Origin of the sequence: Microbacterium maritypicum MF109 (assembly GCF_000455825.1) — a bacterium.
GTDB classification, from domain to species: Bacteria; Actinomycetota; Actinomycetes; order Actinomycetales; family Microbacteriaceae; genus Microbacterium; species Microbacterium maritypicum_A.
On record NZ_ATAO01000002.1, the window covers coordinates 42,557 to 68,254 of the forward strand.

The window sequence follows — 25,698 nt, forward strand, 5'->3', positions numbered from 1 at the left end:
GCCGCCGCCGTACCTCAGTTCTTCGCGCTCTTCTCGAGGGCGTCGGCGAGGTCGTCGAGGAACGTCGTGTACGTCTGGATGCTCTCGTTCAGGTACGTGTCGGTGGGCATGTACACGATCTGCTTCTGCTTCACGGCGGTGACGCCGGCGAGCGCCTCGGAGCTCTCCAGGATCTCCGCGGCCTGCACGTAGTCGGGGGTGTCGGCCGCGAAGACGGCGTCACGGTCGAGCACGAGGATCCAGTCGGGGTTCGAGGCGGCGATCGCCTCGACCGAGATGTCATCGCCCTGGTGGTCGTCGGTCGCGTCGTCGACCTCGAGCGCGGGGGTCAGGCCGAGCATGTCGTAGATCGGTCCGAGCGAGCGTCCGACGGTCGGGGCGAGGTAGCCGATCTGTCCGCCGGAGGTGTTCACGGCCATGACGGTGTCGGCATCGTCGTACGCCGCCTTGGCGCGCTCGACAGCGGCGTCGAAGTCGTCCACGAGCTTCTTGGCTTCATCCTGCTTGCCGAAGATCTCGCCGAGGACGGTGACCTGGCGCTTGAGCTCGTCTCCGAAGGGCTCACCTTCGCGCGGCTCGAGGTCGACGATCGTGGCGTCGGGGACCAGATCGGCGATCGCGGCGTTGTGCTGAGTGAACCGCTGGCCGCTGATGATCAGGTCAGGCTCGACGGCGACGACCGCTTCGAGGTCGGGCTCGCTGTGCAGTCCGATGTCGACGATCGCGTCGTCGTTCACGTACGACACGGTCTCCGGCATGAGCGCGACGGCCCCGGCGGAGAGCTCGACGTCCCAGTCGGAAAGCGTCTGGAAGGTGCGGTTGTCGAGCGCGACGACGGATGTGGGAGGCGTCGCGATCTCGTGCGTGCCGGTGTTGTCCTCGATCGTGACGGTCGCTGCTGCGGGTTCGGTCTTCTCCGGTTCCGCCGAGCCGCCGGAGGTGCAGCCGGCGAGGGCGAGGAGGCCGACGAGAGCGGCGCTCGTGGCGGTGAGGGTTCTGGGCACGGACATGGAGAGACTCCTGTTCTGCGGGATCGATGCGCACGCTGCGGCGCCGGAAGCCGAGAGTGGAGGGCGACTCCCCTCGGCACATTTAGGTTAGCCTTACTTTATGAGCGATACGAAATCCGGTTTCTCGATCGAGCGTCGCGGCCTCGAGCTGCGCTTCCGCAACGTCACCTTGAGCGCCCGCGAGTGGCTGGCCCCCGACTTCGTGCGTGTGCGCCTGACGGGCTCCGATCTCGCCGGCTTCGACTCTCCCGGCTCCGACGACCACATGCGCCTGTTCTTCCCCGCGGGCCCCACCGAATCCGTCGAGGAGCTCCGAGCGTCACCCAGCCGCGAATACACACCGCTCGCCTGGGGCGAGGACTGGCTCGACGTCGAGTTCGCCGTGCACGGTGACCAGGGCGTCGCCGCGCCGTGGGCGGCGACGGCACCGCTCGGATCGACGATCGGTGTCGGCGGTCCCCGCGGAGCGGCCGTTCTGTCCGGTGAGCCCGGCTCGTGGCTGCTCGTGGGCGACGAAACCGCTATTCCGGCGATCCGTCGCTTCGCCGCACTGATCCCCGACGGCACGCCCGCACGCATCGTGATCGAGACCGTGAACCCCGGCCGAGAGGTCGACATCGACGCGCCCGTCGACATCGAGTGGCTGCATCGTGGCGAGGCGCCCTCCGGTTCCGCCCTCATCGCCTTCCTCGAGGGGCTGACCGCCGAGCACGCGATCGGTGCCGACCCGTTCGTCTTCATCGCCGCCGAGCAGTCGATCGTGAAGCCCGGCCGAGCGCTGCTCGAGCGCTGGAGCGTCGACACCGCGAAAGCCGTCGTGAAGGGTTACTGGAAGCGCGGCGAAGCCGAATACCACGCCCCGCACTAGTACGACGTCGGCGGTTGCTGGAAGACTCGACCCATGGCTCTTCTGGATCATCTGGGCATCACCGTCGCCGACCTCGAGCGCGGACGGGCGCAGTTCCACCCCGTGCTCACCGCTCTCGGATATCAGAGCGGGGGCGCGAACGATCATTCGATCTCATGGAACAACGGCGACGAGACCGAGATCATCCTCTACACCTGGGATGAGGACTCCGCTCCGCATCAGCATGGCCGCATCGGCTGGCAGCACATCGCCTTCGCGGTACCGACGCGCGAGCAGGTCGACCGCCTGCACGCGGTCGCGGTCGACGCCGGCTGGACAGCCGTCCGCGAGCCCAAGGAGTATCCGCGCTACTCGGAGAGCTACTACGCCGCGTTCGTCGAGGACGCGGACGGCATCCGGGTCGAGTTCATGCACAACCCGCCCCGTGAGACAACTTGACTCCCGGGCGTGTCGCGCCCTAGTGTGGCAAAGCTGTGCCGATCGGCGCAGCACACCAGCCGAGGAGCACGACGGATGACCGCGCAGCGGAACCTTCCCCAGGCAGCGGTGTTGCCGCTTCAGCAGAAGCGCAATGACCGCTACGAGTCGTACCCTCCGGCACGCGCCGTGTGACAGCATCCGCTCTCGCAACGCCCCGTACCGTCAGGTCCGGGGCGTTTTCCGTTGGAGACTCCTCTGACCTGTGGCTGAACATCACCACAAGGAAAGGAATCATGGAGAGGCTCTCCGCACGGCTGCTGTCGTGGGCGTCCCTGATCGACGAGAAGACACTCGCTCAGGCGCACACCACGGCCCGCATGCCGTTCATCCACCCGCACCTGGCACTGATGCCGGACGCGCACCTCGGCAAGGGGGCGACGGTCGGCTCGGTCATCCCGACGCTCGGCGCGATCATCCCCGCCGCCGTCGGCGTCGACATCGGCTGCGGGATGATCGCCGTTCGTACGCCGTTCACGAGGAGCGACGTCGACGGTCGTCGGCTCGCCGACCTCCGGGAGCAGATCGAGCGCGCCATCCCCCTGTCGGCCGGCCGGTACAACCGCAAGGTCGTGGCCACCGCGGAACCGCGCATCACCGAGCTGGAGCAGCTCGCCGAGAAGAACGGCTTCGACCCGGCGCAGTACGCCGGGAACTGGCGTCTGCAGTTGGGCACGCTCGGTTCAGGCAACCACTTCATCGAGGTGTCGGTCGATGAGCTCGATCGGGTCTGGCTGTTCCTGCACTCGGGCTCGCGAGGCGTCGGCAACAAGATCGCCGGGCACCACATCGCCGTCGCCCAGCGGCTGGCGAGGCAGTGGTGGATCGACCTTCCCGACCCCGACCTGGCATACCTGGTCGAGGGCACACCGGAGTTCACCCGCTACATCCGGGAGCTGCGGTGGGCCCAGCACTTCGCGCTGCTGAACCGGGAGGAGATGATGGATCGCGTCATCCGGCAGGTGTCGGAGTTCCTCGGAACCCCGGTCGACGAACAGGAGCGCATCAACTGCCACCACAACTTCACCGAGTCGGAGAAGCACTACGGGAAGCAGGTGTGGGTGTCACGGAAGGGAGCCATCCAGGCGGACGCCGGTCGACCGGGCCTCATCCCCGGGTCGATGGGGACCGCCTCTTACGTGGTGGAAGGGCTCGGCGACCCGCAGTCGCTGAACTCCTCCCCGCACGGTGCCGGACGGGAGTACTCCCGCTCGGCGGCGCGGCGGACCTTCACGCACGACCAGCTGCGAGAGGCGATGACGGGCATCGAGTTCCGTGACACCGATGCCTTCATCGACGAGATCCCGCAGGCGTACAAGCCGATTGACCAGGTGATGGCGGATGCCGCCGGACTCGTATCGATCCGGCACACGCTGCGGCAGATCGTCAACGTGAAGGGCGACTGAGCAGGACCGGGCGGTGGGATCCCACCGCCCGGTCTCCTCTCCACCTCTTCCCCGCGAGTTCCCCGCGAGATCCGCGGGCGGATCGTCTTCTCCTGCTCCGACACGTCAGAGGCCGGGTTATCCCCCTCTCGTGCGCGACCGATATCTTCGGCTCCCGTGCTCTGGCAGGCTTGCCGAATCGATGCGACGATGAGGAAGTGGGATTCATGAATGACGCGCAGATCTGGACGATGATCGGATCGTTCACCGTGCTGATGTTCAGCACGCTCACGGTCGTCTCGACCCTGTTCGTCCGGATCATCCGCAGTGAGATCGGCGGTCTGCGCACCGAGATGAACGGGCAGATCGGCGGTCTGCGCACCGAGATGAACGCACGATTCGATGCCGTGAACAACCGCATCGATGGGCTCGACCGCGACGTGCAGGCGATCGTGAAGCGCACGTTCGGTCTCGACCGCGACGGATGACGACGCTTCGAGACCACGCTTCGGTCGCCCCACCCGACCGGTATGACGCCTATCCGGAAGTACCCAACGGCACCGCGATCCTGCTCCTCGCGGGGTCGAGTGGGCGCGTGGAGGCAGAACGGGCCGACCTGTTCGCACGGCACGGGGCCCGGGTCCGCGCCATCCGCTGGTTCGGGGGTGCGGGTCAGCGCCCCTCACCCCACGAAGTGCCGATCGAGCTGTTCACGGATCAGCTGGACCTCCTGCGGCACGATGCCGACCGCGTCGCGATCTTCGGAACGTCGTTCGGTGCGGAGGCTGCCCTGGTCACCGCGTCCCTTCACCCGGTCGACGCGACGGTCGCGGTCGCACCGTCATCCGTCGTCTGGGCGGGGTTCGCCGACGGGGACTGGTCGTCGCACTGGACCTGGCAGGGGGCTCCGCTCCCGGCTGTCCCGTTCGACTCGTCGTGGTCGCCGTCGACCGAACCGCCCGAGTACCGGTCCCTGTACCAGTCGAGCCTCGATCGCGCTCCTGACGCCACTGCAGCCGCCACGATCCGCTCAGAGAGCATCCGCGGCGTCGTCGTGCTCATCGCGGGAGGCGACGACCGTGTCTGGCCGAGCGACCGGTTCGCCGCCGAGGTCGTCGAGCGCCGCAGAGCGAACGGACGGGAGACGACGCTGATCACGCACTCCCCCGCCGGGCACCGGATGATCCTGCCCGGCGAGTCGATCGCCACCGGTGGAGTGACGATGGCACGAGGAGGCTCACCGTCGGCTGACGCGGAACTCGGTTCCCTCGCGTGGCCGCAGATCGTGCACGCACTCGGGCTGCGCGCCTGAGCGTCAGAGGGCCGAGGCCGCCTCGGTCTCGACAGATCGGTCGGTGAACGCGGTCTTCGGGACGAACACGAGGATCACCGCGGCCACGAGGGCGGTCACCCCGCAGACGATCCACACCGTGAAGTAGCCCGCGAGCGAGCCGGCCGTTCCCTCGGTCGCACCTGCCGTGCTCGCGACCCCATGCAGGAGCGCGATGCCGAACACGCACGAGGCGATCGCGCCGCCGACGGTCTTCACCGAGTTGGTGAGCCCCGTCGCGACACCGGTCTGCGTGGCCGGAGCGGCCGATGCGGCAGCGGCGGGGAGCGCGGCGACCAGCGCTCCCGAGCCGAGTCCGACAACGACCATGTTCGTGATGACCTGCGCGTAGGTGTCGTGGAACGGAAGGAAGAGGAGGAACCCGATGCCGACCAGCACGGACGCACCCATCAGCGTCAGGCGCGGCGTGGCCCGCCGGGCGACGGTCGGGAACAGGAGAGCCCCCGCGATCATGGCGATCAGATACACGCCGATGATCAGCGAGGTCGCGAAGCCGCTCGTGCCGAGACCGTAGCCGTAGACCGTCGGATCGGTACGCGCGAACGTCGACAGCGGAGCCTGCGCGCCGAGCACGCTGACGCCGAAGAGCCCGGCGGTCAGGAAGACGGGGCCGAGCGCCGGCGAACGGAACATCCGCACATCGGTCAGCGGATCGTCGGCGCGGAGCTCCCAGAGGACGAACGGGATCACCAGCAGGACGCCGAGCACCACCACCGCCCAGGACCAGGGGTTGGTCAGGCCGCCCTCCAGCCGAAGCAGACTGAGACCCCCGGTGAAGCAGACGAGGGCGAGGGAGATGAGCACGAGGCCGACCGTGTCGAAGAGACCGCCCGTCGGCTCCGGCGACTCCTTGACCCCGAACAGGATCACGAAGAAGCAGACCACGATCAGCACGGCAGGCACCAGCAGCACCACGGTGAGCGGCAGGACATCGATGAGTGCGCCACCCACGAGCGCGCCGATGATCGCCCCTCCTTCGAGCGCCGCAACGAGGAGGCCCGCTGCCTTCGCCGTGATCGAGGAACGCCCCTCCATGCGCCGCGAGCGCGACCAGATCAGAGCGATCTCCAGCGGAAGCCAGACCACGTAGAACCCCATCAGCGCCCACGCCGCGAGGAACACCGGGAAGGAGTCGGTGAAAGGCAGCACCAGAGCGGCGGCGGCGGTGACAGCGGTCGAGATCAGCAGCATCCGCTTGTGGCCGACCATGTCACCGAGCTTCGCGAACGCCGGGACCACGAGTGCCGACAGCATCAGCTGCGCTCCCTCGAGCCAGTTCACATCGGCGTCGTGGATCCCCAGATGGCGCGCGATGTCGGTGAGCATCGGGGTGTAGTACCCCTGCAGCACACCGCTCGTGAACTCCACGAAGGCGAGGAAGCCCACGACGATGGCGAGGGTGCCCAGGGTGCGGGTGCGCGTCATCGCGTCTCCTGCTTCTGCTTCGGGTTCCCCGGCACACTCCGGGGGAAGGGTGAGATCACCCTAGCCGTTCGAGCAGCGCCCGGTGGAATCGCTCCCCCCGCTCCAGGGCGGCGATCTCGACGCTCTCGTCGACGCCGTGGATCGAGGCACGCTGGGCGTTCGACATGTCCAGCGGTGCGAAGCGGTAGACCGCCGGCGAGAACCGGTGGAAGTGTCGCGAATCGGTGGCGGCCATCATCACATACGGCACCGCGGGCACCCCGGGGAAAGCGACGTCGAGGGCTTCGGCGAGGAGCGCGAACTGGGCGTTGTCCGTCGGTGACTCCGGCGACGGCTCGCTCGCTTCGACGACCTCGACCGTGACGAGCGGGTCACGGATGCGCCGACGTACCCGGAACACCGTCTGCTGCGTCGTCTCGCCGAGCGCGATGCGCAGGTTGACGGTGGCGGATGCCTGAGACGGCAGCACGTTCGCCGCAGTACCGCCCGACTGCATCGTCGGCGCGACCGTGGTGCGCACGAGAGCTGCGGGTTCACCGCCGAGGGCGGCGAAGACCTGCGCGGTGAGCAGCGGAGCAGAACTCAGCAATCGCAGCAGGTGCCGAGCCGGGCCCGGAGTCTGCCTGGCCAGCTGCGACAGCATCCGCAGGATCGCCTTCGACGCCCGCGGGCGGAAGGTGGTGGGTCCGAGTCGGTCCACGGCCGTGGCGATGCGCCGGACGGCGGTCGACGACGGCGGAGCGGAGGCGTGGCCGCCGTCGCCGCGGGCCGTCAGCCGGAGTGTCATCACGCCCTTCTCCCCGACACCGATCATCGCGGCACGGCCGGGAACGAAGGGCAGGGGCGCGTCGACCACGGCACCGCCCTCGTCGACCACGAGCCACGGGACCACCCCGCGTTCGCGCAGCACCCGTGCGATCTCCTCGGCGGCGCGCCCGTACGTCTCCTCGTTGCCCCCGAAGGAGAGGTACACGTCACGGGGCGGCACGAACCCGTCGGCGAGAAGATTCTCGACCGCCTCGAGGACCACGATCAGCGGGCCCTTGTCATCCAGCGCTCCGCGGCCGTACACCGATCCGTCGGCGATCACGCCGGCGAACGGCGGATGGGTCCAGTCGTCGCTCTCGTCGACCGGGACGACGTCGTAGTGGGCCATCAGCACGACGGGCTCGTCGGAAGTCGCGCCGTTCCCCTCCCAGTGGAACAGGAGGCCGAAGTCGGTGTGCCGTTCCAGACCCAGCTTCTCGTGCGTCAGCGGGTAGAGCTCCGCGATCAGCGCGACGAACTCCTCGAAGGGCGCAGGTCCGCGTTCCCCGAGCTCGGCCGAGACCGTCGGTATCCGGATCATCTGCGAAAGTCGCTCGGCGATGCCCGGGCGCACGGTCGGTGTGGTCACAGTCGCCATCGTACCCAGCAGCGGGGCCGCGTTCCGGCGTGATCCGACATCACGCGTTTCGGTCGCCTGCATCGTCGATTCCGGAGAAGATGTACCGAGACGAAGGAGAACACGGATGAGGATCGCCGTCGCAGGAGGAACCGGGACCGTCGGACGGCACACCGTCGAGGCGGTGCGCACAGCGGGACACGACGCGGTCGTCCTCAGCCGGTCGCAGGGAGTCGACCTGGTGACCGGGCAGGGGCTGGACGACGCCCTGGCAGGCGCTGACGCGGTGGTCGACGTCGCGAGCATCGAGACGCTCACGGCGAGCGCGGCCATCGAGTTCTTCACCGCCGCGACCGGAAACCTGGTCTCAGCGGCGTCGAATGCGGGAGTCGGACAGGTCGTGCTGCTGTCGATCGTCGGGATCGACCGCATTCCCTACGACTATTACGCCGGCAAGATCGCCCAGGAGAAGATCGTCGAGGCGTCGCGCGTACCGTGGACGATCCTGCGGGCCACGCAGTTCCATGAGTTCGCGGAGCAGATGTTCGCACGGGCGAAGCTGGGACCCGTGCACATCGCGCCGAACGCGCGCACACAGCCCGTGGCTGCGAGCGAAGTGGGCGCGCGTCTCGCAGCACTCGCCGCTGGCGATCCGCAGGGACGCGTGCGTGACCTCGCCGGCCCTCGGGAAGAGCAGTTGTCTGACATGGTGCGTGCGTTCGCACGGCGGACGGGATTCCGCGGTTGGATACCGAGACTCAACGTGCCGGGGCCGCAGATGGCCGGCATGAGAGCGGGGCATGCTCTCCCCGGTCCTGACGCAGATCTCGGACGTCAGAGCTTCGCCGAATGGCTCGCCGCCCGCTAGCGGTACTCCTGCTCCAGTCCCTCTCCACATATTGCTCCGGAACAGGCTTCTCCCCACTCGCCGCATACAGGTTCGTGGTCTTGGCAGGATGAGATCGTCCGACCAGAATGAGAGCGTGATCACGATGACCGAGCCGCAGATCTGGACCATGATCGGTGCCGTCATCGCGCTGATGTTCGGAATGGTCACGGTGGTCTCGACGCTGTTCATCCGAGTGTTGCGAGCCGAGATCGGCGGCGTGAGGTCAGAGATCGGCGGGCTCCGCACCGAGATGGTCGCGCGGTTCGAGGCCGTCGATGCGCGGTTCGAGGCCGTCGATGCGCGATTCGTCTCGGTGAACACTCGCATCGACGCCGTGGGGAGCCGTATCGAAGGCCTCGACCGTGACGTGCGCGCGCTCGTGAAGCACACCTTCGGCCTCGACCGCGGATGACCTCTCGAGGCTGATCCGACCGAGCGTGCGGCGTTCCGTCGCCTGAGCACCTCCGCCGCCTCTCGGGAACACCACGGAACAGGTGACGGTTGCATCCATGGTGGCGCGCGGCGCCCCCTGGAGGTGCACATGGAACTGACCCTGGTGTCATCGTCGTTCTGCGGCGCCTGTGCGCGGACCCGGGCCGTTCTCGCCGAGGCCGCACGATTCCTCCCCGACGCGACCGTGACCGAGATCGACGTCGCACAGGATCCGGATACTGCCGAGAAGCTGGATATCGGGTTCACACCGACCGTGATCATCCACGATTCCACCGGCACCGAAGTCTTCCGGGCCACCGGTGTGCCGACGGTCCCGCAGGTGCTCACCGCCGCGGTCAAGGCGCTCCCGGCCTAGGGCCGCCGTCGCTCCGGATCCCTCTTGCGGACCCTCTCGATCCGAGCGCAGACTGAGTTCCAGCGGTGCCGGCAATGACACCGTTCACACACTCCTGGAGTCTTCATGCCCGCTCTCAACCCGTATCTCTCGTTCCGCACCGAGGCCCGCACGGCGATGGAGTTCTATCAGAGCGTCCTCGGCGGTGACCTGGTGATCAACACCTTCGGAGAGTTCCCCGACATGGTGCAGGATCCGAGCCAGAAGGACCTCGTCATGCACGCCCAACTCGATGCTCCGGGCGGTCTGGTGCTCATGGCCTCCGACTCCCCCGACGGCATGCCCTACGAGAAGCCGCAGGGGTTCTCGGTGTCACTGAGCGGCAACTCCCAGGACACCACCCGCGCCGTGTGGGAGAAGCTCTCCGACGGCGCGACGATCACGATGCCGCTGGACGTGCCCCCGTGGGGCGGCCTCTTCGGCATGCTCGTCGATCGCTTCGGCATCCCGTGGATGCTGCACGGCGACCCGGAGGAGTGAGACCGCTCCGCGTCAGCGCGGCTGCACCGCCCGACAGGCGAGATGCAGCGCCAAGCGCGCTTCCGGGTCGGTCAGGTCGATGCCGAGGAGTTCCTGCACACGCCGGATCCGCACGGTCACGGTGTTGCGGTGCAGACCGAGCGCCGTCGCGGTCGCAGCGATGCCCGATTCGTGGTCGAGGTACGACGAAAGGGTGGTGAGCAGCTCTCCCCCTCCCTCCCGCAACGGTGCGAGCAGGGATTCCGCAGCGGGGACGAACGTGTCGTTCCCGGTCCAGGCGAGCAGGAGCTGCTCGAGTCCGAGGCTGTCGACGCGCACGAACCACCCTGTCGCCGATCGCGACGCCGCGATGCGCGCCGCATCCCCCGCCTCGTCGAGGGTCGTGGCGAGTCCTTCCGGTCCTCCCTGGAGCGAGCCGATGCCGGTGGCGACGGCGAAATCGCGCAGGGCACTCAGATGGAGCTCTCGCAGAGACGCGACCGCCCGCTCCACCCGATCAGGATCCGGCGACTCCGGAAAGGTCAGCCACCCGCTCAGTCCTCGACCGGCCGTCGTCGCGTGCGCATCGCCGTCGATGGCGCTGAGCCCGGCACTGACCGTCCGCAGCAGCGAGAAGGAATCGAGTCGTCCCCTCGCCACCATCCGGAAGCCGAGGTGATGTCCACCGGTGCGCCAGCCGCGCTCGGCCATGCGCCGCTCGACATCGGCGTCGGCCGTCCCATGCAGATCGACGAAGTCGCGCAGCAGCCCGGAGGACACGGCGACGTCGTTCACCGCCGCCACCTCGTCGATCAAGATGCGTGCGGCGACCGCCGGCATCGCCACCTCGGCGGCGACGGAGAGCGACTGCACCTGTGCCTCCCCGAGTCCTCGACCGAAGAGCACGAGCCGCAACCCGGTGCGACCCGGGCTGTCCACACGCACCGACGCGGCCGCCGCATCGCCGACACCGGCCCGATCGAGCCAGGATTCGAAACCGATCTCGGCGTGCAGTCGCTCGTCGAGATGCGCACCTGCCTCCTGCAGCACTCCCGACGAGTCGATCAGCGCGGCACCGACACCGAGGTTCGCGGCGATATGCCCCAGCAGATCGGCCAGGTCATCGGCGGCATACTCGAACGACTGCGCGACCTTGCGCACCTGGCTGAGCGTCAGCGCATCCCGCGCCTCGATCAGCATCCAGCACGCTTTCGCGAGTTGGATGGGACGTTCGACATCGAGCAGGCACAGACCGATCCGATCCGCGAGGCGGAAAGCACCGGCATCGAACGAGGCCGCTCCCGCGAGCGCCAGGCCCGTGTATCCACGATCACGCAGCCGCCGCAGCAGCGCGTCCTGCTGCCAGGTCGACGTCGGGGCGGTCGCCGTCAGGACCGCGAGCCGATCGGGTCCGCTCGCGCTCAGCTCGGACTCCCCCGCCCCTACCGTCACCGCTTCCCACGCGGTGTCCTCGGGGCCTGCGACTCTCCGAAGCCCGCCGTTCTCGCCGTGGGCGAGCAGCGCGCTCAACCGCAGTCTCTCGTTCACGCCGCGTCCAGATCGTCGAGTCCGTATGCCGAGGGCAGCACTTTCGCCCGCCGATCCGGTCGGGCGTTCCACCATGCCGGCGCGGGGACGGCGAGCACGGCGACGTTCCGCGCGAGTCGGAGCTCGGTGACCTCCAGGATCTCCCGCGAGATCGCATCGATGACCACGATGATCGTCGGCGCGGATGCGACCAGACGGCCGTCGGTCAGCACGGCGAGGGTCTCGGAGCGACTGACCACCCGGTGCACGGCCCCGGCGAGCCCGCTGATCTCCACCGCGTTCACGTGGGGATCGTGCGCAGACGAGGAGACCGAGACGATGCGCCCCTCGGCGAGAAGCTCCGCCCCGAGCGCATCGGCGAGGATCGGGAGCGGAGCGGTCGCGGCGCCGAGATAGGCCCGACCGAGGTCGAGCGCATGGGCGAGGTGGCCGCCGATCGCGTGCTCCCGCAGATCGCCGACCGTGAACCCGCCCAGCACGGCGCAGCCGACCCCGCCGGCCTGGATGATCGCCGATCGGACGACACGCTCGGCATCGATCGCCCGGTGCGCCTCGACGAGCGCGACGCCGTCGAAACCCGTATCGCAGGCGAACACGAGGCCGGGGACGCGATCCACGAACAGCGACATCTGGTCGAGTCCCGGAACGGCCCGGCCGGTGCAGTCCGCATCGACCACGACATGCGACCCGGCCAGCAGCAACGGCGACAGCCCGTTCATGCCGCCGCCTTCGAGGGAACAGACCGCCGGGACCGGATGACCGATCCACCGCTCGACGGCGTCGAGCAGCCGGGTGAACGGCGCCGCACCCGGAAGACGCTCCTCCAGCAGCATGGTCGAGCCGACGAAGGCAACCCCGAGACAGGGCGTGGAGGGGTCGAGCGCCGAGATCGGCGAGACCTCGATCGGCCAGCCCTCGGCACCGGCGAGCATCAGCTCGAGCATGGTCGTCGAGCCGCCGCCGCCGGAGCCGAGCAGCGCATAGCCGCGGGCGAGCGCCGTGAGGTCGTCGCGCTGCAGCATCATGCGCTCCAGCCTAGGGAGAAACGTCCTCAGCCGCGGCCAGCGTCTCGAGCGGAACGAACTCCGCCGTGAGGCCGAACGCGGACGGGCCGAAGGCGGCGAGCGCGTCGGGTGTGCGCATCATCTCCGGTGTGGAGATGCCGAGCACCCGCACGCGCTGCCCGTAGCGGAGGCCCTCCGTCGTGATGGGCTCCGCCGTCTCGTGATCGACCACGCAGATGAGGTCGGGCACGATCGCCACCAGCGTCCCGCTCCGGTGGGCGATGAGGTTCTCGTTCTGGAAGGAGATCTCGAAGGTGTCGCCTTCGTCGGCACCGAGGGGCGCGATGACGGCTCTCCCCTTGGCGAACCCCTCGGTCGTGCGCCGCTCGACGTCGACGACCTTGCCGACGCAGAGTTCGCGCAGGTGCGGGTAGAGCGTGCTCGCCAGGGTCTCGGCGATCGCGTCGAACGGCGAGCGATGCTCCTCACGGGCGATCCGGATGGCGCGGCCCAGCGCGAGGGCCATCGAGATCGTCCGGGGAACGGCCGTCCGGCGCACGTCGGCTCCGGTCATCGCGTACTCGGCGATGTGTCCCACACCGCCGAGTCGGATGGTGATGCCGCGGGCGAGCCACTCCATCTGGCGGTCGTCGTCTCCCGTGTCGATCACGACCTTCTCGCCCCGCTCTCCCGCGAGCGCGAGGGGCGACCCGTGCACGCCGTACACGGCGAAGGTCTCCATCGACAGCTCAGGGAAGGCACGGCCCATGCCGTCGGCGTCGACCACGGGCAGCCCGGTCTCCGCCGCGACGATGAGGGGGATCATCGAGTTGATGCCGCCGCACTCGATCGGCATCGTCGCGTCCGCCTTCCGCCCGAGGTGCTCTTCGAGCGTGCGCAGGGCGAGGGTGGGCTCGGTCCCGGCAGGGATCTTCTCGATCATCACGGTCGGCGCGCCCATCTGGGCCGTCGGGATCACGAACAGGTCGTCGGCGAGCTCGTCCGGGTCGAGGATCGTGATGCTCCCCTCCCCCAGCACGCGCTCGACCAGCATCTTGCCGATGTACGGGTCACCGCCGCCGCCGGTGCCGAGCAGCGTCGCACCGCGGGCGAGATCGGGAAGGTCTGCGGCGGTGAGCTGCCAGCTCATGCCGCGGCTCCCGTCGAGACGAATCCTGCCGAGATGCTGCCGTCGAAGCGGTGCGACGGCATGTCGTACCCGAAGTAGCCGGGGCCGACCATCGCGAGCGCCGCCTCCGAATGCCAGCGCTCGTCGGCGGGGGCCGCGATCACCCGCACCCGCTGCCCGTACCGCAGGGCCTCGGTCGTGATCGGCTCGCCGGATTCCCCGTCGAGCACCATGATCAGATCGGGAGTGGTCGCGAGCACAGTCCCGTCGGCCTCGGCCACGAGATGCTCGTTCTGGAACTGCAGCGTCAGCGTCGCGTCGCCGTCGCCGTCGATGCGTGCACGTCCGCGCGCGAAGCCGGTCGTGGTGGCGCGGTGCACATCGACGACTTTGCCGTCGAACAGCTCGCGCCCGCCGAGAAGCTCGACGACCGCCGCGACGGGATCGGTCTTCTCGTCGCGTGCGGCGGCGATACGCTGCCCGATCTCGATGCAGCGGGACAGCGACCCCGAGACGAGCGACTCCCGCGCAGCAGATCCCGACATCGAGAACCCGGAGATCATGACCGAGCACCCCATCTCGACACAGGCCACGCGGGCGATGCGCTCGGTCCACGAGTTGTCGACCGTCTGCAGCACGCCGGTGTTGCCCTTCTCATCGCTGAACGCGAGCGGCGATGCCGTTACGCCGTACAGCGTCGGGAGCACCATCTGCAGTTCCGGAAATGCTCGCCCCATGCCGTCGGCGTCGAGCAGCGGAAGGCCGAGCGCGGCAGCGGCGGCGATCGGGATGGTCGAGTTGACCCCTCCGACCTCGGCGCACGCGATATGGGTGATCGGACGGCCGAGGTGCACGCTGAGCGCCCTGACCGGTTCGATGACCTCGGCGAGGCTCGGGAGCTTCTCGACCATCACGGTCGGTGCTCCCATCATCGCGACGAACAGCACGAGAGCGTCGTCGGGGACCTCGTCGAGGCCGACGACCGTGACGTCGCCGGAGGTCAGCGCCTGACGAGCGAGCAGCGCTCCGATGTAGGGGTCTCCTCCCCCGCCGGTGCCGAGGACGGCAGCACCGCGGGCGAGACCGTCGATGTGCGCGGGAGTGATCGTCCAGCTCATGTCACGCTCCCATGTCGAGGTCGCCGACGGCCTTCACGCGGATGCGCGTCGCGTTGCCGGGGAGGTACGGGATCGGCACCTCGTCGAAGTCGATGATCGACACGGTCGACGGCTTCGCGCCCGCCGCGATCGCCTTGTCGACGGCTTCGGCGCGCACCTCGGCGATGGTCTCGTCGCGACGCCCCGGTTCGATCGCGTAGACCTTGTCGATCTCGCCGCCGACCTGCGCGATCGACGCGCCGATGGCGTTGGCGACCGCATAGTTCTCCGGGCGGTGCACGGTGCCGAACAGCGGCAGCTCATCGGGGAGCAGGATGGATCCCCCGCCGACAGCGACCACCGCGATGGGCTCGGGCGAGGTGCGCATGCGGTCAACGGCTTCGGACACGCGTTCAGCGATGCGGGCGAGCACCCGCTCGACGAATGCCGGGTCGAGGTGAGCGACCTTGCTCGCATCACCCACCTGTGCGCGACCCGCGGCGACCGCGATGTCGGTGGCGGTCAAGGTGGAACCGCCGAAGACCAGAGCCTCCGTGGTCAGCTTGTATCCGACCGAAGCCGGACCGACCTCGGCGGTCTCCTCGTCGACGATGCTCCCGCCCCCGATGCCGAGCGAGAGCACGTCGGGCATCCGGAAGTTGGTGCGGATGCCCGCGACCTTCACCTCGTTCGCGGTCTCACGCGGGAAGCCGTTGATCAGCAGACCGATGTCGGCCGTGGTGCCGCCCACGTCGATCACGGCGCAGTCGTCGAGTCCGCTCGTGGCAGCAGCCCCGCGCATGGAGTTGGTCGGGCCGGAGGCGAAGGTCGCGACCGGGTAGCGGCGCACGTACTCCTCGTCCATGAGCGTGCCGTCGTTCTGGCTGAGGAAGATCGGCGCCTCGATGCCCTGGGCGCGCACGGCGGAGGTGAGCCCGTCGACGATCTCCGATGCGAGCTCACGCAGCGCCGCATTGATGATGGTCGCGTTCTCGCGCTCCAGCAGCCCGATGCGACCGATCTCGTGGGACAGCGAGATCGCGGCGTCCGTGCCCAGCACCTCCGCGACGATCTCGGCCGCCCGCACCTCGAGGTCGTGGTTGACCGGACTGAACACCGACGAGATCGCGACCGAGCGGATGCCGTGCGCCTTCATGTCCTCCGCGTGCGCCCGGATCTCGTCCGGGTCGAGCGGCGAGATCGGCCGGCCGTCGAACTCGTAACCGCCGTGGGCGAGATAGCTGCGGGCCTGCGTGGCTTCGACCAGAACCTCGGGCCAGTCGATCAGCGGCGGCAGCGCCCGCGTGGCGGGCAGTCCGAGCCGGAGGGCGGCGACCGGTGCCAGGCGGCTGGCCTGCACGAGCGCGTTGATGAAGTGCGTCGTGCCGATCATGACGGCATCGACGTCGGCGCCCTCGAAGGCGTGCCCGGCCCGCAGGTCCTCGATCGCCTGGATGATGCCACCGGTGACATCGGGGGTGGTCGAGTGCTTCACGCCCGCGAGCGTGCGGGTGCCGTCCATGAGGACTGCGTCGGTGTTGGTGCCGCCGACGTCGATGCCGATATGCATGATTCTCGCTTTCCTGTGAGGGGTGTCTGTCTCGGCGGCTCAGGCCGCTGCTGCTGCTTCGACCGAGGTGGCCTGTCGTGTCGTCGCCACACCGACGCCACGGACCCAGCCGAGCTTGCCGGCCACGATGTAGAGCACCATCGAGAGGAAGAGGCTCAGCAGCGACGGGATGCCCCAGGTCACGAAGTAGCCGACCAGCGCGGAGACCAACCACACGACGATCGTCGCGGGGACGATGCGCGGAGCGGTCGTCGGAAGGGTGCCGGCGTCTCGGGTGGCGTCGAGGTCGGGGCGCCAGCGGCGCACGATGTAGTACTCGGCCACCATGATCCCGGCGATGGGCGGGAACGCGACGCTCAGCACGATCAGGAATTCGGTGAACTGTCCGAGGATGCCGACCGCGGCGAGGATCGATCCCACGACGCCCAGCACGATGGTCGTCGTGACGCGGTGCAGGTTCTTGCCGAACGCGGTGGAGATGAAGTTCACCAGGCCCAACGTGGAGGAGTACAGGTTCCAGTCGTTGATCTTCAGGGTGCCGGTGAGCACGATGAACAGGCCGATGAAACCGACCGACGAGGTGACGATCGCGACGATGTCGCCCGTGGCGGCCGCGTGGGCGAGCAGCACGCCGGCGAGACCGATCACGAACTCGCCGAGCGAGACACCGAGGACGGTCTGCTTGATCACGTCGGCGCGCGAGCGGTTGAAGCGGGTCATGTCACCCGTGATGATCGCACCGACGATGAGACCACCGGCGACGATGCCGGTTCCGGCCCAGACGCTCATCGTGGGTCCGGGCGCCGGTCCCGTGAGCAGTTCGCCGATGTCGTGACGGCTCAGCTCGGTGATGACCGACCAGCCGACCAGGATGAGGAACAGCGGAACGGTGATGTTCGCGAGCCACTGCATCCCGACGAAGCCGAAGGCCACGATCGCGGTGACGGCGAGGCCGAAGATGAGGCTCCAGGCCCAGACCGGCAGGGCACCGGGCATGAGAGCGTCGAGTGACTGCGCGGAGATGGCCGACTGGATGCCGAACCAGCCGATGAGGCTGATACCGATCGCGAGGCCGACCAGCGAGGCGCCGATCTCGCCGAAGCCGGTCCAGCGTGCGAGCAGAGCGGTGTTGAGGCCCTCGCGCTGGCCGATGAAGCCGACCACGCACATGATCACCTCGAGGATGAGCGAGCCGAAGAGGAAGGCGAGGACGGCCTCGCCGAAAGTCATGCTGTAACCGAGGGTCGCGCCGAGGAGGAACTGCGAGAGGGCCGAGACCTGCCCGAATCGCTGCACGGCGATTCCGAACCAGGGTCTGCGGGCCTCGGGAGTCACTCGGGAGAGCGCGAAGTCGTCTGCGTGCGCCGTGCGTGCCATGAGGATCCTTCGGGAGGAGGGAACGGGTTGTGCGCCACAGTAGCGACGCTTCCCACACGGCCGACATGTGCATATCGCACGAGAATCACCCATGGATGTGCAGATCGCACACCACTCGCTCCGTCCACGGCCGCCGGTACATCACGACCGACGACGAGACCCACCCCTGCGGACATCGCCAGGGGTGGGTCTCGGCTCGAGGCGTGGTCTCGACCACCTCGCGGGTCGAGGTCGAAGGTCAGTGCAGCGCGTTGGTCTCGATGAAGGCGCGGAGCGCGTGCTCGTCGTCACCCATCTCGGTCACGTGCTGAGGCGCGTCGAGCATCTCCTGCAGCTCCGGCGCGTAGCCGAGCTCCACACCGATGGCCTCATGGATCGTCTCGGCGAACTTCTCCGGCTTGGCCGTCTCGAGCACGAGCATCGGCACACCGGGCTCGACGTACTCGCGTGCGACCTTGACGCCGTCCGCCGTGTGCGGGTCGATGACCTCACCGGTCGTCTCGTACACCGCGCGGATGGTCGCCAGTCGATCCTCGTGCGTCGAGGTACCGCTGACGATGCCGAACTCCTCCAGGAAGCGCTCCTGCTCGGCGGAGAAGTCGAAGTGGCCCTGCGCCTCGAGGTCGTCCCAGGCGCCGACGACGCGGGCCGGGTCGCGACCGACCAGCTCGAAGATGAACCGCTCGAGGTTCGACGCCTTGGAGATGTCCATCGAAGGGCTCGAGGTCGCGAGGGTCTGGGCCGCACTGCGCGGCCGGTAGACGCCGGTGCGGAAGAACTCGTCCAGCACGTTGTTCTCGTTCGCCGCCAGCACGAGGCGCCGGATCGGCAGTCCCATCTGCTTCGCGAAGAACCCAGAGAGGATGTTGCCGAAGTTCCCGGAGGGCACCGTGAACGACAGCTCGGTCCAGCCACCGGCGTCCGTCGCCCGCAGCCACGCCCAGAAGTAGTAGACGGTCTGCGCCGTGATGCGCGCCAGATTGATGGAGTTCACGGCCCCCAAGTGCTGCGAGCGCTTGAAGTCGAGGTCTCCTGCGAGCTTCTTCACGAGGTTCTGGCAGTCGTCGAAGACACCATCGACCGCGATGTTGTGCACATTCGCATCGTCGAGCGAGAACATCTGCGCCCGCTGGAACGCGCTCATGCGTCCCTGCGGCGACAGCATGAACACCGCGACGCGCTCCTTGCCGCGCAGCGCGTGCTCTGCCGCGGATCCGGTGTCTCCCGAAGTGGCGCCGAGGATGTTGAGCACGGAGTCGTTGCGCTCCAGCGTGTACTCGAGCACCTGGCCGAGGAACTGCATGGCCATGTCCTTGAACGCGAGCGTCGGGCCTTCGGAGAGCCCGACCAGGGTGAGCTCGTCATCGATCACCCGCAGCGGCACCACGCCGTCGGGGAAGTCGGCGTAGGCCGCATCCGTCATGCGCGCCAGGTCTGCGCGGGGGATGTCGGTCGCGAACAGACCGAGCACCTCGGTCGCCAGCTGCGGGTACGTCAGCGCGCGCCAGCGCTCGAGCGTCTCGCCGTCGACGGTCGGCATGACCTCGGGCACCGCCAGTCCGCCGTCGGGCGCGAGGCCCTCCAACAGCGTCTCGCTGAACGACTGCGGCTGCATGCCGCCGCGGGTGGAGATGAACTGCACGTTGGCTCCTCGGCTCGGGACTCGGCCCGTCCATTCTCGCAGGGTGTTCCCGTCCGCGATGACGCGATGACACGAGAGGCGGCTTCCGCTCAGAAGAGAGCCGCTCAGAACAGAGCCGCTCAGAACAGAGAGGTCGGCAACGCACCCTCGTGTTCCAGCAGCCAGCGCTTGGTCTCGAGCCCGTGTCCCTCATCGCCGCCCGAGTACCCGCCGAGCCCATCGCCCGCGACGACCCGGTGGCAGGGCACGATCAGCGGGACGGGGTTCGCCCCCATGATCGACCCGATCCCCCGGGCCGGCACATCTGTGCCGCTGCGCGCGGCGAGTCCACCGTAGGTGATCGTCTCACCGTGGCCGACCGTCTCGTGCAGCACCGTGAGGACCGCCCGCGTCGCGACCGTCTGATCCCCGAGATCGACGGGGACGTCGAAGCGATGCAGGGTGCCCGCGAAGTACGCGGCGAGCTGGGCGAGCGCCTCGGCGAGCAGCGGATCGGAGGTGGGGTCCGACGGCGCCAGGCTCCCTTCGGGCGGAGTCGATCGCCACGCGACGCGGGTGATCGCCGCACCGTCGCTGACGACGCCGATGACGCCGACCGAGGTCGCGAGCGTTGCGAAGGCGGGCATGCGTCGAGGGTACCTCTCGACAGCGACAGCGACAGCGATCGTCCGCGGCACTCTGCGGACGGGTATGGCGCCAGGACGCATCGGGGGGCGAACCTGGACCTACCGAAACCGCAGAACACGGGAACGCCACCTCGATGACAAGGAGCACCACATGAGCACCACCACGGCTGCGCTCGACCTGCCCGACGTCCGTCTCCACTACGAACTCCGCGGTGAAGGACCGCTCCTCGTCCTGATCGGCGCCCCCATGGACGCCGATGCCTTCGCCCCGTTCGCCGTCGAACTCGCGACCGATCACACGGTGCTCACATCCGACCCGCGCGGCGCCAAGCGGAGCATCCTCCACGACCGTTCCCGGGGTTCGAGCCCCCAGCAGCGCGCCGACGATCTCGCGGCACTCATCGCCCACGTCGATCGCGGGCCGGCGGTCGTCTTCGGATCGAGCGGCGGCGCGGTGACCAGCCTGGCGCTCGTGCAATCGCATGGAGACCTCGCGTCCACGGTCATCGCCCACGAACCCCCGCTGCTCGAGCTGCTCCCCGACCGCGTCGAGCAGCGTCGTCTCACCGACGAGCTCACCGCGGCAGCCCTCTCGGGCGACCGCGTCGGCGCCTGGCGGCTGTTCTTCGCGCAGGCGAACATCCCGATGCCGGAGGAGATGCTCGTCCAGTGGTTCGGCGGCGAGGTCGATCCGCAGCATCAGGAGGACGAGCAGTTCTGGTTCCAGCACGAGCTGCCGGCCAGCGTGCGCTGGGAGCCCGACGTCGAGACTCTGCGGGCACGGGCGGACGACCTCGTCCTGGGTATCGGCGAGGAGTCGGTCGACCAGCTCTGCGAGCGCACGACGACGGCACTCGGTGCACAGCTCGGCATCGAGCCGACCCGTTTCCCCGGCGACCACACGGGATTCGTCGATCACCCTGCGGAATTCGCGGCCCGCCTGCGCGAGGTCCTCGCGCACTGAGGACGACGTGACGGACGAGGCCGTCGAGCCCCTTCAGCGCTCGACGGCCTCAGCGCGTCATTCCCGCGAGACCTGGCGCCAGAGCGCGGCCCAGTGCTCCGGATGCAGATCACGAGGAAGACTCCGGCCGGTCACCCCGGCAGCCGCCACCACGCGTCGTGCTCGAGACATCGGGATCCGCGCCGCACCCGCGACGACGGCGGGCAGACTGCCTCCCCGCCCCGTGAACATCAACCGAACGAACTCCTCGTACGCTCGCCGATCGGAGACAGGGACGAGCGGAGAACCACGTCGGGTGATCGCGAGGAGGCCGCCGTCCACACTCGGCTGCGGTGCGAAGCCCCACGCCGGCACCCGCCCCTCGAGGGAGAACTCGAACCACGGCGCCGATTGCGCGGTCATCATGGTGCCACCGCCGACGCCTGCCCGCTTGCGCGCCACCTCCCACTGCGTGAGCAGCACCGCCTCGTTCCAGCGGCCTCGGGAGAGCAGCCGTCGCAGGATCGGCGTCGTCACGTGGAAGGGGATGTTGCCGACGACTACCTCGGCATCGAGCGGATGACGTGTGGCGTCGGCGATCTCGATACGGATGCCGGGCAGCGTCGCGCGCAGTCGGTGCACGCGGTGCTCGTCGATGTCGATCGCGGTGAGCGGCCTGCCCAGCTGTGCGAGAGCGCGGGTCAGGGCGCCGTCACCGCAGCCGAGCTCCAGGATCGAACCGGACGTCCGGCGGACGAGGCCGGAGATGCGGGTGAGGGTCGGACGATGGGTGAGGAAGTTCTGGCCGAGTTCGTGACGGCCACCATGGATCGAACGAGGCATGAGTGCGCTCCAGAAGAAGAATCGGAGCACCTCGGAGGAGGGAGGACGCGAAGAGGCGTCGCTGAGGACTGCCCGTCCCGAGGTGCGATGACATCTCGGTGGACGGCGCGCAGATGCGTGCGATGAGCGAGCGCGCCGTCAGGCGCGGCGGTCGCGGAACACGAGGTTGCGCCCCATCACGGGCGCTGCGCATATCGTTCCCATGCGCATCAGCATATCGGCCGTCAGATCCAGCCGCGCTCCTCGGCGACGAGAACTGCCTGCTGACGGGTGCCGACCGCGAGCTTTCCGAGGATGACGGAGATGTGGTTGCGCACCGTCCCCGGGGCGAGAGCGAGCGATCGTGCGATCTGCCCCGTCGTCTCCCCACGCCGACCGGCACGCAGCACGTCGAGTTCACGGTCCGTCAGCGGTGAGCGCTCGTCGCTCAGGGCATCGGCGGCGATCTCGGGATCGACGTAGCGAGCCCCCGCCGCGACCCGGCGGATGACGGCGGCGACCTCGTCGGCCCCACGGGACTTCGGCAGGAAGCCGGAGACACCGGAGGCCAGGGCACGGCGCAGCACGCCTGGACGCGCGTGACGGGTGACGACCACGCACCGCGTCGCGATCGCCCTGTGCAGCTTCTCGGCCACCTGCACGCCGTCGAGCCCGGGCATCTCGAGGTCCAGCAGGCATACATCGGGCTGAAGTCGCAGAGCCTCGACGACCGCCTGCTCGCCGTCCTCGCACTCGGCGATGACCTCGATATCGTCTTCCAGCCGGAGGAGGGCTGCGAGCGCGGAGCGGATCATCGCCTCATCGTCGGCGATCAGCACACGGATCATCGTGTCTCCTCCGACCGCGCCGGGACCGTCACGACCACCACGAACTCGTCCGCGTCCCGACGCACGTCGAGCGTGCCGTCGACCTCTTCGACGCGCCGACGGACGCCGTCCAATCCGGACCCGTCATGCTCGTCGACCGCGCCGGGCACGACGTCGTTGGCGATCTCGTATCGCCACGTGCCCGCGACGCGCGTGAGCACGAGGCGTGCGCGTTCCCCGCCGCCATGGCGCAGCACGTTGGTCGTCGTCTCACGGATGACCGGGCCGAGGGCCGATGCCGGTGCGGAGTCGGCATCCGCACCGATGGCGGCGTCCACCTCGAGCCCGGCCGCGGTCAGCAGGTCGCGGGCGTTGGCGAGTTCATCGCCGAGAGGCACCGAGCGGAAGCGCGTCGCGAGGTCCCTGGTCCCCTGACGCGCCTCGTCGACGCTGACCCGCGCGGCGCGCAGCTGCTCCATGCCGGCATCCGGATCGCTCGGCAGGAGACGCTCGGCGAGTTCGAGCTGCAGCGCGATGACCTGGAGATGGTGACCCTGCAGGTCGTGCACGTCGGTCGCGACCCGCAGCCGCTCCTGGGTCGCGGCGAGCTTCGCCTCCGAGGTGCGGGCGCGGTCGAGGGTGACGAGCACATCCCACCACCACAACGAGCTCACGGTCATCACGGGGAAGAGTGCGGTGTAGATCACGGCCACCCACCACGCGAGCACCGCACCGAAGGCGTGAGCGGAGGAGTCGACGGCGGCCAGCACCAGCAGGAGCAGCGTTCCCGCCACGACGACGCGGATGCGGATGCCTCGCGGCCAGTTCAGGAGCACCACCGACTGGACGATCGGCATCGCCGCGAGCTGCCAGCTCCCGGCAAGCGTCCCGGCGACGGTGCCGTACGCGACGGCGATGAGCAGGGGGACGGCGATGCGCCTCCAGCGGAATCCCGGCACCGCGTCGACACGGTGGCGGTAGTCGAACAGGAGCAACGCCGTCGATGCGCACCACACCAGGCCGCCGACGGCGACCACGAGGATCAGCGGACCGTTCTGACCTTGCGCGGCGAGGATGCCCGTCCACGCGAAGACCAGCATCACCTGGAGGAACATCACGGCGGTCACGGTGTACCACCACGTCGCCGTGATACCGCGAGACAGTTGTCTCGCCCCCGGACTCGGTTCGACGGGGGCGAGGGGCTCGACGCGGCTGCTCACGCTCCCACGATAGGGCCGTGACAGTTGTCACGGATGCGTCGTGCGATCCGCCCGGGAAGCGATGACGGGCCGACACTGCCGCCGAACGGAGCACTCGGCTGGACTGGAGTCATCGCGGCGGAGACTCCGTTCGCACCGACAACCGGGAGCATCCCTTGAACCTCATCGAGACCTTCCAGAACCTGGTCGCCCAGGTCCCCGAGCTCGTGCAGCCGCTCATCGTCGCCCTCGCCGGCGCGATCCCCTTCATCGAGGGCGAAGGGGCGGTGAGCATCGGCATCATCGGCGGCATCTCTCCGGTGATCGCCGCGATCGCCGCGATCGTGGGCAACTTCCTCTGCGTCCTGGTGGTGGTGCTCGTCAGCTCCGGAGCCCGACAGGCCGTCGTGAACCGTTCGCGCGCCAAGACCGCGGCGCTCGCCGGTGCCGGCGGCGGCACGATCGACGAGCCGGCCGCGGATGCGGCCGAGACGGGCCGCGGCACCGCGCGTCGCGAGAAGTTCCAGCGTGCGTTCGAGCGCTACGGCGTTCCCGGGGTCAGCCTGCTCGGACCGCTCCTGCTGCCGACGCAGTTCACCGCGACCATGCTCGCGGCTTCCGGCATCGGCAGGGCGCGCATCCTCTTCTGGCAGGCTCTGGCCATCATCGGCTGGACCACCGTCGTGGCCGTCATCGTCGGAAGCGCGGTGTACGCGATCCGCTGAGACCCTCACAGAAGATCCTGAATTCAGGTGTTCTTGAATTCAGGATTTTCTGTACAGTAGTGGCGTGACCACTGCTCTGGCCTCCCTCACCCACACGGCCGCCGTCGCCCGCCTCGGGCATGCGCTGTCGGACTCCACCCGCGCCGGCGTCCTGCTGGCGCTGCGCGAAGCACCGCGCTACCCCGCCGACCTCGCGGACGTCCTCGGCGTCTCGCGGCAGGCGATGTCGAACCACCTCGCCTGTCTCCGCGGATGCGGGCTCGTCGAGAGCGTTCCGGAGGGACGCCGCAGCAGCTACCGACTCGCGGATCGCCACCTCGCTCCGGCCCTCGACATGCTCATGCGGGTCACCCTCATCGTCGAGCCGGACTGCTGCTCGGGCGAAGGCTGCACCTGCTGATGACCGCCACGGCAACCGCGGCGCGCCGCGACACCCTCCACCGCCGCATCCGCCTGATCGTCGGCATCACGATCGGCTACAACCTGATCGAGGCGGTCATCGCGATCGCCGCCGGCTCCGTCGCCTCATCCGCCGCGCTCATCGGCTTCGGGCTGGACTCGACGATCGAGGTGCTGTCCGCGGCCGCCGTCGCCTGGCAGTTCACCCGCCGCGATCCGGAGCGCTGGGAGAAGCCGACCCTGCGGGTGATCGCCGTCGCCTTCTTCGCGCTCGCGCTCTACGTGACAGCCACCTCCGTGGCCGCGCTCGTCACGACCGAGCGGCCCGAGCACAGCACGATCGGTATCGTCCTGACCGCGGTCAGCGTCGCCGTCATGCCCTTCCTGTCCCTCGCGGAACGACGTGCGGGCAAGGAACTCGGATCGGCCACCGCCGTCGCGGACTCGAAGCAGACGCTCATCTGCACCTATCTCTCCGCCGCCGTGCTGATCGGGCTGATCGCCAACTCGCTGCTCGGATGGTGGTGGGCGGATGCCGTCGCCGGTCTCGTGATCGCCGCCTTCGCGGTGCGCGAGGGCATCGAGGCGTGGAAGGGCGATGCCTGCGCGACCTCGGTGGGGATGCTCCTCGACGACGAGGACGCGCACGACCACGACCACCACCACCACCACCACGACGACTGACCACTGACGCG

27 protein-coding genes are annotated in these 25,698 nt (G+C 68.8%); 13 read left to right on the forward strand and 14 right to left on the reverse strand.

Annotated features, from left to right (window positions below):
* Positions 1 to 14 precede the first annotated feature (14 nt).
* Positions 15 to 1,010: a siderophore ABC transporter substrate-binding protein gene (locus L687_RS22745; RefSeq protein ID WP_021198086.1), complete on the reverse strand. Its 996-nt coding sequence runs from the start codon at positions 1,008 to 1,010 to the stop codon at positions 15 to 17.
* Between the two features lie 100 nt (positions 1,011 to 1,110).
* Here L687_RS22745 and L687_RS22750 point away from each other — a divergent pair, with 100 nt between their 5' ends.
* From L687_RS22750 to L687_RS22770, 5 genes are all read left to right on the forward strand, one after another.
* Positions 1,111 to 1,878, forward strand: a complete 768-nt coding sequence (locus tag L687_RS22750) for a siderophore-interacting protein (RefSeq protein ID WP_021198087.1) — start codon at positions 1,111 to 1,113, stop codon at positions 1,876 to 1,878.
* 33 nt (positions 1,879 to 1,911) lie between these two features.
* On the forward strand, positions 1,912 to 2,316 hold the full coding sequence (locus tag L687_RS22755; RefSeq protein WP_021198088.1) for a VOC family protein: 405 nt from the start codon (positions 1,912 to 1,914) through the stop codon (positions 2,314 to 2,316).
* Positions 2,317 to 2,591: 275 nt separating this feature from the next.
* Positions 2,592 to 3,761 (forward strand): RtcB family protein, encoded by a 1,170-nt coding sequence (locus tag L687_RS22760; RefSeq protein ID WP_021198090.1) that lies wholly within the window; start codon positions 2,592 to 2,594, stop codon positions 3,759 to 3,761.
* 206 nt (positions 3,762 to 3,967) lie between these two features.
* On the forward strand, positions 3,968 to 4,228 hold the full coding sequence (locus L687_RS22765; RefSeq protein WP_235045203.1) for a hypothetical protein: 261 nt from the start codon (positions 3,968 to 3,970) through the stop codon (positions 4,226 to 4,228).
* A complete protein-coding gene (locus tag L687_RS22770; RefSeq protein ID WP_021198092.1) occupies positions 4,225 to 5,052 on the forward strand; it encodes an acyl-CoA thioester hydrolase/BAAT C-terminal domain-containing protein in 828 nt (275 codons plus the stop codon). Before L687_RS22765 ends, L687_RS22770 begins: the two co-directional genes overlap by 4 nt.
* Before the next feature lie 3 nt (positions 5,053 to 5,055).
* Here the strand turns inward: L687_RS22770 and L687_RS22775 are convergent, their stop codons facing one another.
* Positions 5,056 to 6,516, reverse strand: coding sequence for an MFS transporter (locus tag L687_RS22775; RefSeq protein ID WP_021198093.1), 1,461 nt, complete (start codon positions 6,514 to 6,516; stop codon positions 5,056 to 5,058).
* 55 nt (positions 6,517 to 6,571) lie between these two features.
* Complete coding sequence (locus tag L687_RS22780; RefSeq protein ID WP_031206639.1) at positions 6,572 to 7,921, reverse strand: M20/M25/M40 family metallo-hydrolase; 1,350 nt, start codon at positions 7,919 to 7,921, stop codon at positions 6,572 to 6,574.
* Between the two features lie 106 nt (positions 7,922 to 8,027).
* Between L687_RS22780 and L687_RS22785 the strand changes: the two genes are divergently transcribed.
* From L687_RS22785 to L687_RS22800, 4 genes are all read left to right on the forward strand, one after another.
* Positions 8,028 to 8,768, forward strand: coding sequence for an SDR family oxidoreductase (locus L687_RS22785; protein WP_021198095.1), 741 nt, complete (start codon positions 8,028 to 8,030; stop codon positions 8,766 to 8,768).
* A gap of 124 nt (positions 8,769 to 8,892) precedes the next feature.
* The gene (locus L687_RS22790; RefSeq protein WP_031206640.1) at positions 8,893 to 9,201 is read left to right on the forward strand and encodes a hypothetical protein; all 309 of its coding nucleotides are present in this window, start codon (positions 8,893 to 8,895) and stop codon (positions 9,199 to 9,201) included.
* A 129-nt stretch (positions 9,202 to 9,330) separates the two neighbouring features.
* Positions 9,331 to 9,597 (forward strand): glutaredoxin family protein, encoded by a 267-nt coding sequence (locus tag L687_RS22795; protein WP_021198097.1) that lies wholly within the window; start codon positions 9,331 to 9,333, stop codon positions 9,595 to 9,597.
* Between the two features lie 105 nt (positions 9,598 to 9,702).
* Entirely contained in the window at positions 9,703 to 10,116 is a 414-nt protein-coding gene (locus L687_RS22800; protein ID WP_021198098.1) for a VOC family protein, read from the forward strand.
* A gap of 12 nt (positions 10,117 to 10,128) precedes the next feature.
* Here L687_RS22800 and L687_RS22805 read toward each other — a convergent pair whose 3' ends face one another.
* From L687_RS22805 to L687_RS22840, 8 genes are all read right to left on the reverse strand, one after another.
* Entirely contained in the window at positions 10,129 to 11,643 is a 1,515-nt protein-coding gene (locus tag L687_RS22805; protein ID WP_021198099.1) for a PucR family transcriptional regulator, read from the reverse strand.
* Positions 11,640 to 12,668 (reverse strand): S-methyl thiohydantoin desulfurase domain-containing protein, encoded by a 1,029-nt coding sequence (locus L687_RS22810; protein ID WP_021198100.1) that lies wholly within the window; start codon positions 12,666 to 12,668, stop codon positions 11,640 to 11,642. Before L687_RS22810 ends, L687_RS22805 begins: the two co-directional genes overlap by 4 nt.
* Before the next feature lie 10 nt (positions 12,669 to 12,678).
* Positions 12,679 to 13,797, reverse strand: coding sequence for a DUF917 domain-containing protein (locus tag L687_RS22815; protein WP_021198101.1), 1,119 nt, complete (start codon positions 13,795 to 13,797; stop codon positions 12,679 to 12,681).
* Complete coding sequence (locus L687_RS22820; RefSeq protein ID WP_021198102.1) at positions 13,794 to 14,894, reverse strand: DUF917 domain-containing protein; 1,101 nt, start codon at positions 14,892 to 14,894, stop codon at positions 13,794 to 13,796. Before L687_RS22820 ends, L687_RS22815 begins: the two co-directional genes overlap by 4 nt.
* 1 nt (position 14,895) lies before the next feature.
* Complete coding sequence (locus tag L687_RS22825; RefSeq protein WP_021198103.1) at positions 14,896 to 16,443, reverse strand: hydantoinase/oxoprolinase N-terminal domain-containing protein; 1,548 nt, start codon at positions 16,441 to 16,443, stop codon at positions 14,896 to 14,898.
* A gap of 39 nt (positions 16,444 to 16,482) precedes the next feature.
* Positions 16,483 to 17,820, reverse strand: coding sequence for a purine-cytosine permease family protein (locus L687_RS22830; protein WP_021198104.1), 1,338 nt, complete (start codon positions 17,818 to 17,820; stop codon positions 16,483 to 16,485).
* A 238-nt stretch (positions 17,821 to 18,058) separates the two neighbouring features.
* Complete coding sequence (gene thrC / locus L687_RS22835) at positions 18,059 to 19,462, reverse strand: threonine synthase (RefSeq protein ID WP_021198105.1); 1,404 nt, start codon at positions 19,460 to 19,462, stop codon at positions 18,059 to 18,061.
* A gap of 119 nt (positions 19,463 to 19,581) precedes the next feature.
* Positions 19,582 to 20,088, reverse strand: coding sequence for a methylated-DNA--[protein]-cysteine S-methyltransferase (locus L687_RS22840; protein WP_021198106.1), 507 nt, complete (start codon positions 20,086 to 20,088; stop codon positions 19,582 to 19,584).
* A 151-nt stretch (positions 20,089 to 20,239) separates the two neighbouring features.
* Between L687_RS22840 and L687_RS22845 the strand changes: the two genes are divergently transcribed.
* Positions 20,240 to 21,052: an alpha/beta fold hydrolase gene (locus L687_RS22845; RefSeq protein WP_021198107.1), complete on the forward strand. Its 813-nt coding sequence runs from the start codon at positions 20,240 to 20,242 to the stop codon at positions 21,050 to 21,052.
* Positions 21,053 to 21,109: 57 nt separating this feature from the next.
* On the opposite strand, the gene erm is transcribed toward L687_RS22845, so the two are convergent.
* From erm to L687_RS22860, 3 genes are all read right to left on the reverse strand, one after another.
* Positions 21,110 to 21,874 (reverse strand): 23S ribosomal RNA methyltransferase Erm, encoded by a 765-nt coding sequence (gene erm, locus L687_RS22850; protein WP_021198108.1) that lies wholly within the window; start codon positions 21,872 to 21,874, stop codon positions 21,110 to 21,112.
* Positions 21,875 to 22,098: 224 nt separating this feature from the next.
* A complete protein-coding gene (locus L687_RS22855; protein ID WP_021198109.1) occupies positions 22,099 to 22,701 on the reverse strand; it encodes a response regulator transcription factor in 603 nt (200 codons plus the stop codon).
* Positions 22,698 to 23,900: a sensor histidine kinase gene (locus L687_RS22860; RefSeq protein ID WP_021198110.1), complete on the reverse strand. Its 1,203-nt coding sequence runs from the start codon at positions 23,898 to 23,900 to the stop codon at positions 22,698 to 22,700. Before L687_RS22860 ends, L687_RS22855 begins: the two co-directional genes overlap by 4 nt.
* A gap of 155 nt (positions 23,901 to 24,055) precedes the next feature.
* Between L687_RS22860 and L687_RS22865 the strand changes: the two genes are divergently transcribed.
* The 3 genes from L687_RS22865 to L687_RS22875 all read left to right on the forward strand — a co-directional run bounded on the left by L687_RS22865 (position 24,056) and on the right by L687_RS22875 (position 25,687).
* Positions 24,056 to 24,604 carry a hypothetical protein gene (locus L687_RS22865; protein ID WP_021198111.1) on the forward strand — a complete coding sequence of 183 codons (549 nt, stop codon included), beginning with the start codon at positions 24,056 to 24,058 and terminating at the stop codon, positions 24,602 to 24,604.
* A gap of 64 nt (positions 24,605 to 24,668) precedes the next feature.
* Positions 24,669 to 25,004 carry an ArsR/SmtB family transcription factor gene (locus L687_RS22870; protein ID WP_021198112.1) on the forward strand — a complete coding sequence of 112 codons (336 nt, stop codon included), beginning with the start codon at positions 24,669 to 24,671 and terminating at the stop codon, positions 25,002 to 25,004.
* A complete protein-coding gene (locus tag L687_RS22875; protein WP_021198113.1) occupies positions 25,004 to 25,687 on the forward strand; it encodes a cation transporter in 684 nt (227 codons plus the stop codon). Before L687_RS22870 ends, L687_RS22875 begins: the two co-directional genes overlap by 1 nt.
* Positions 25,688 to 25,698: the final 11 nt, after the last annotated feature.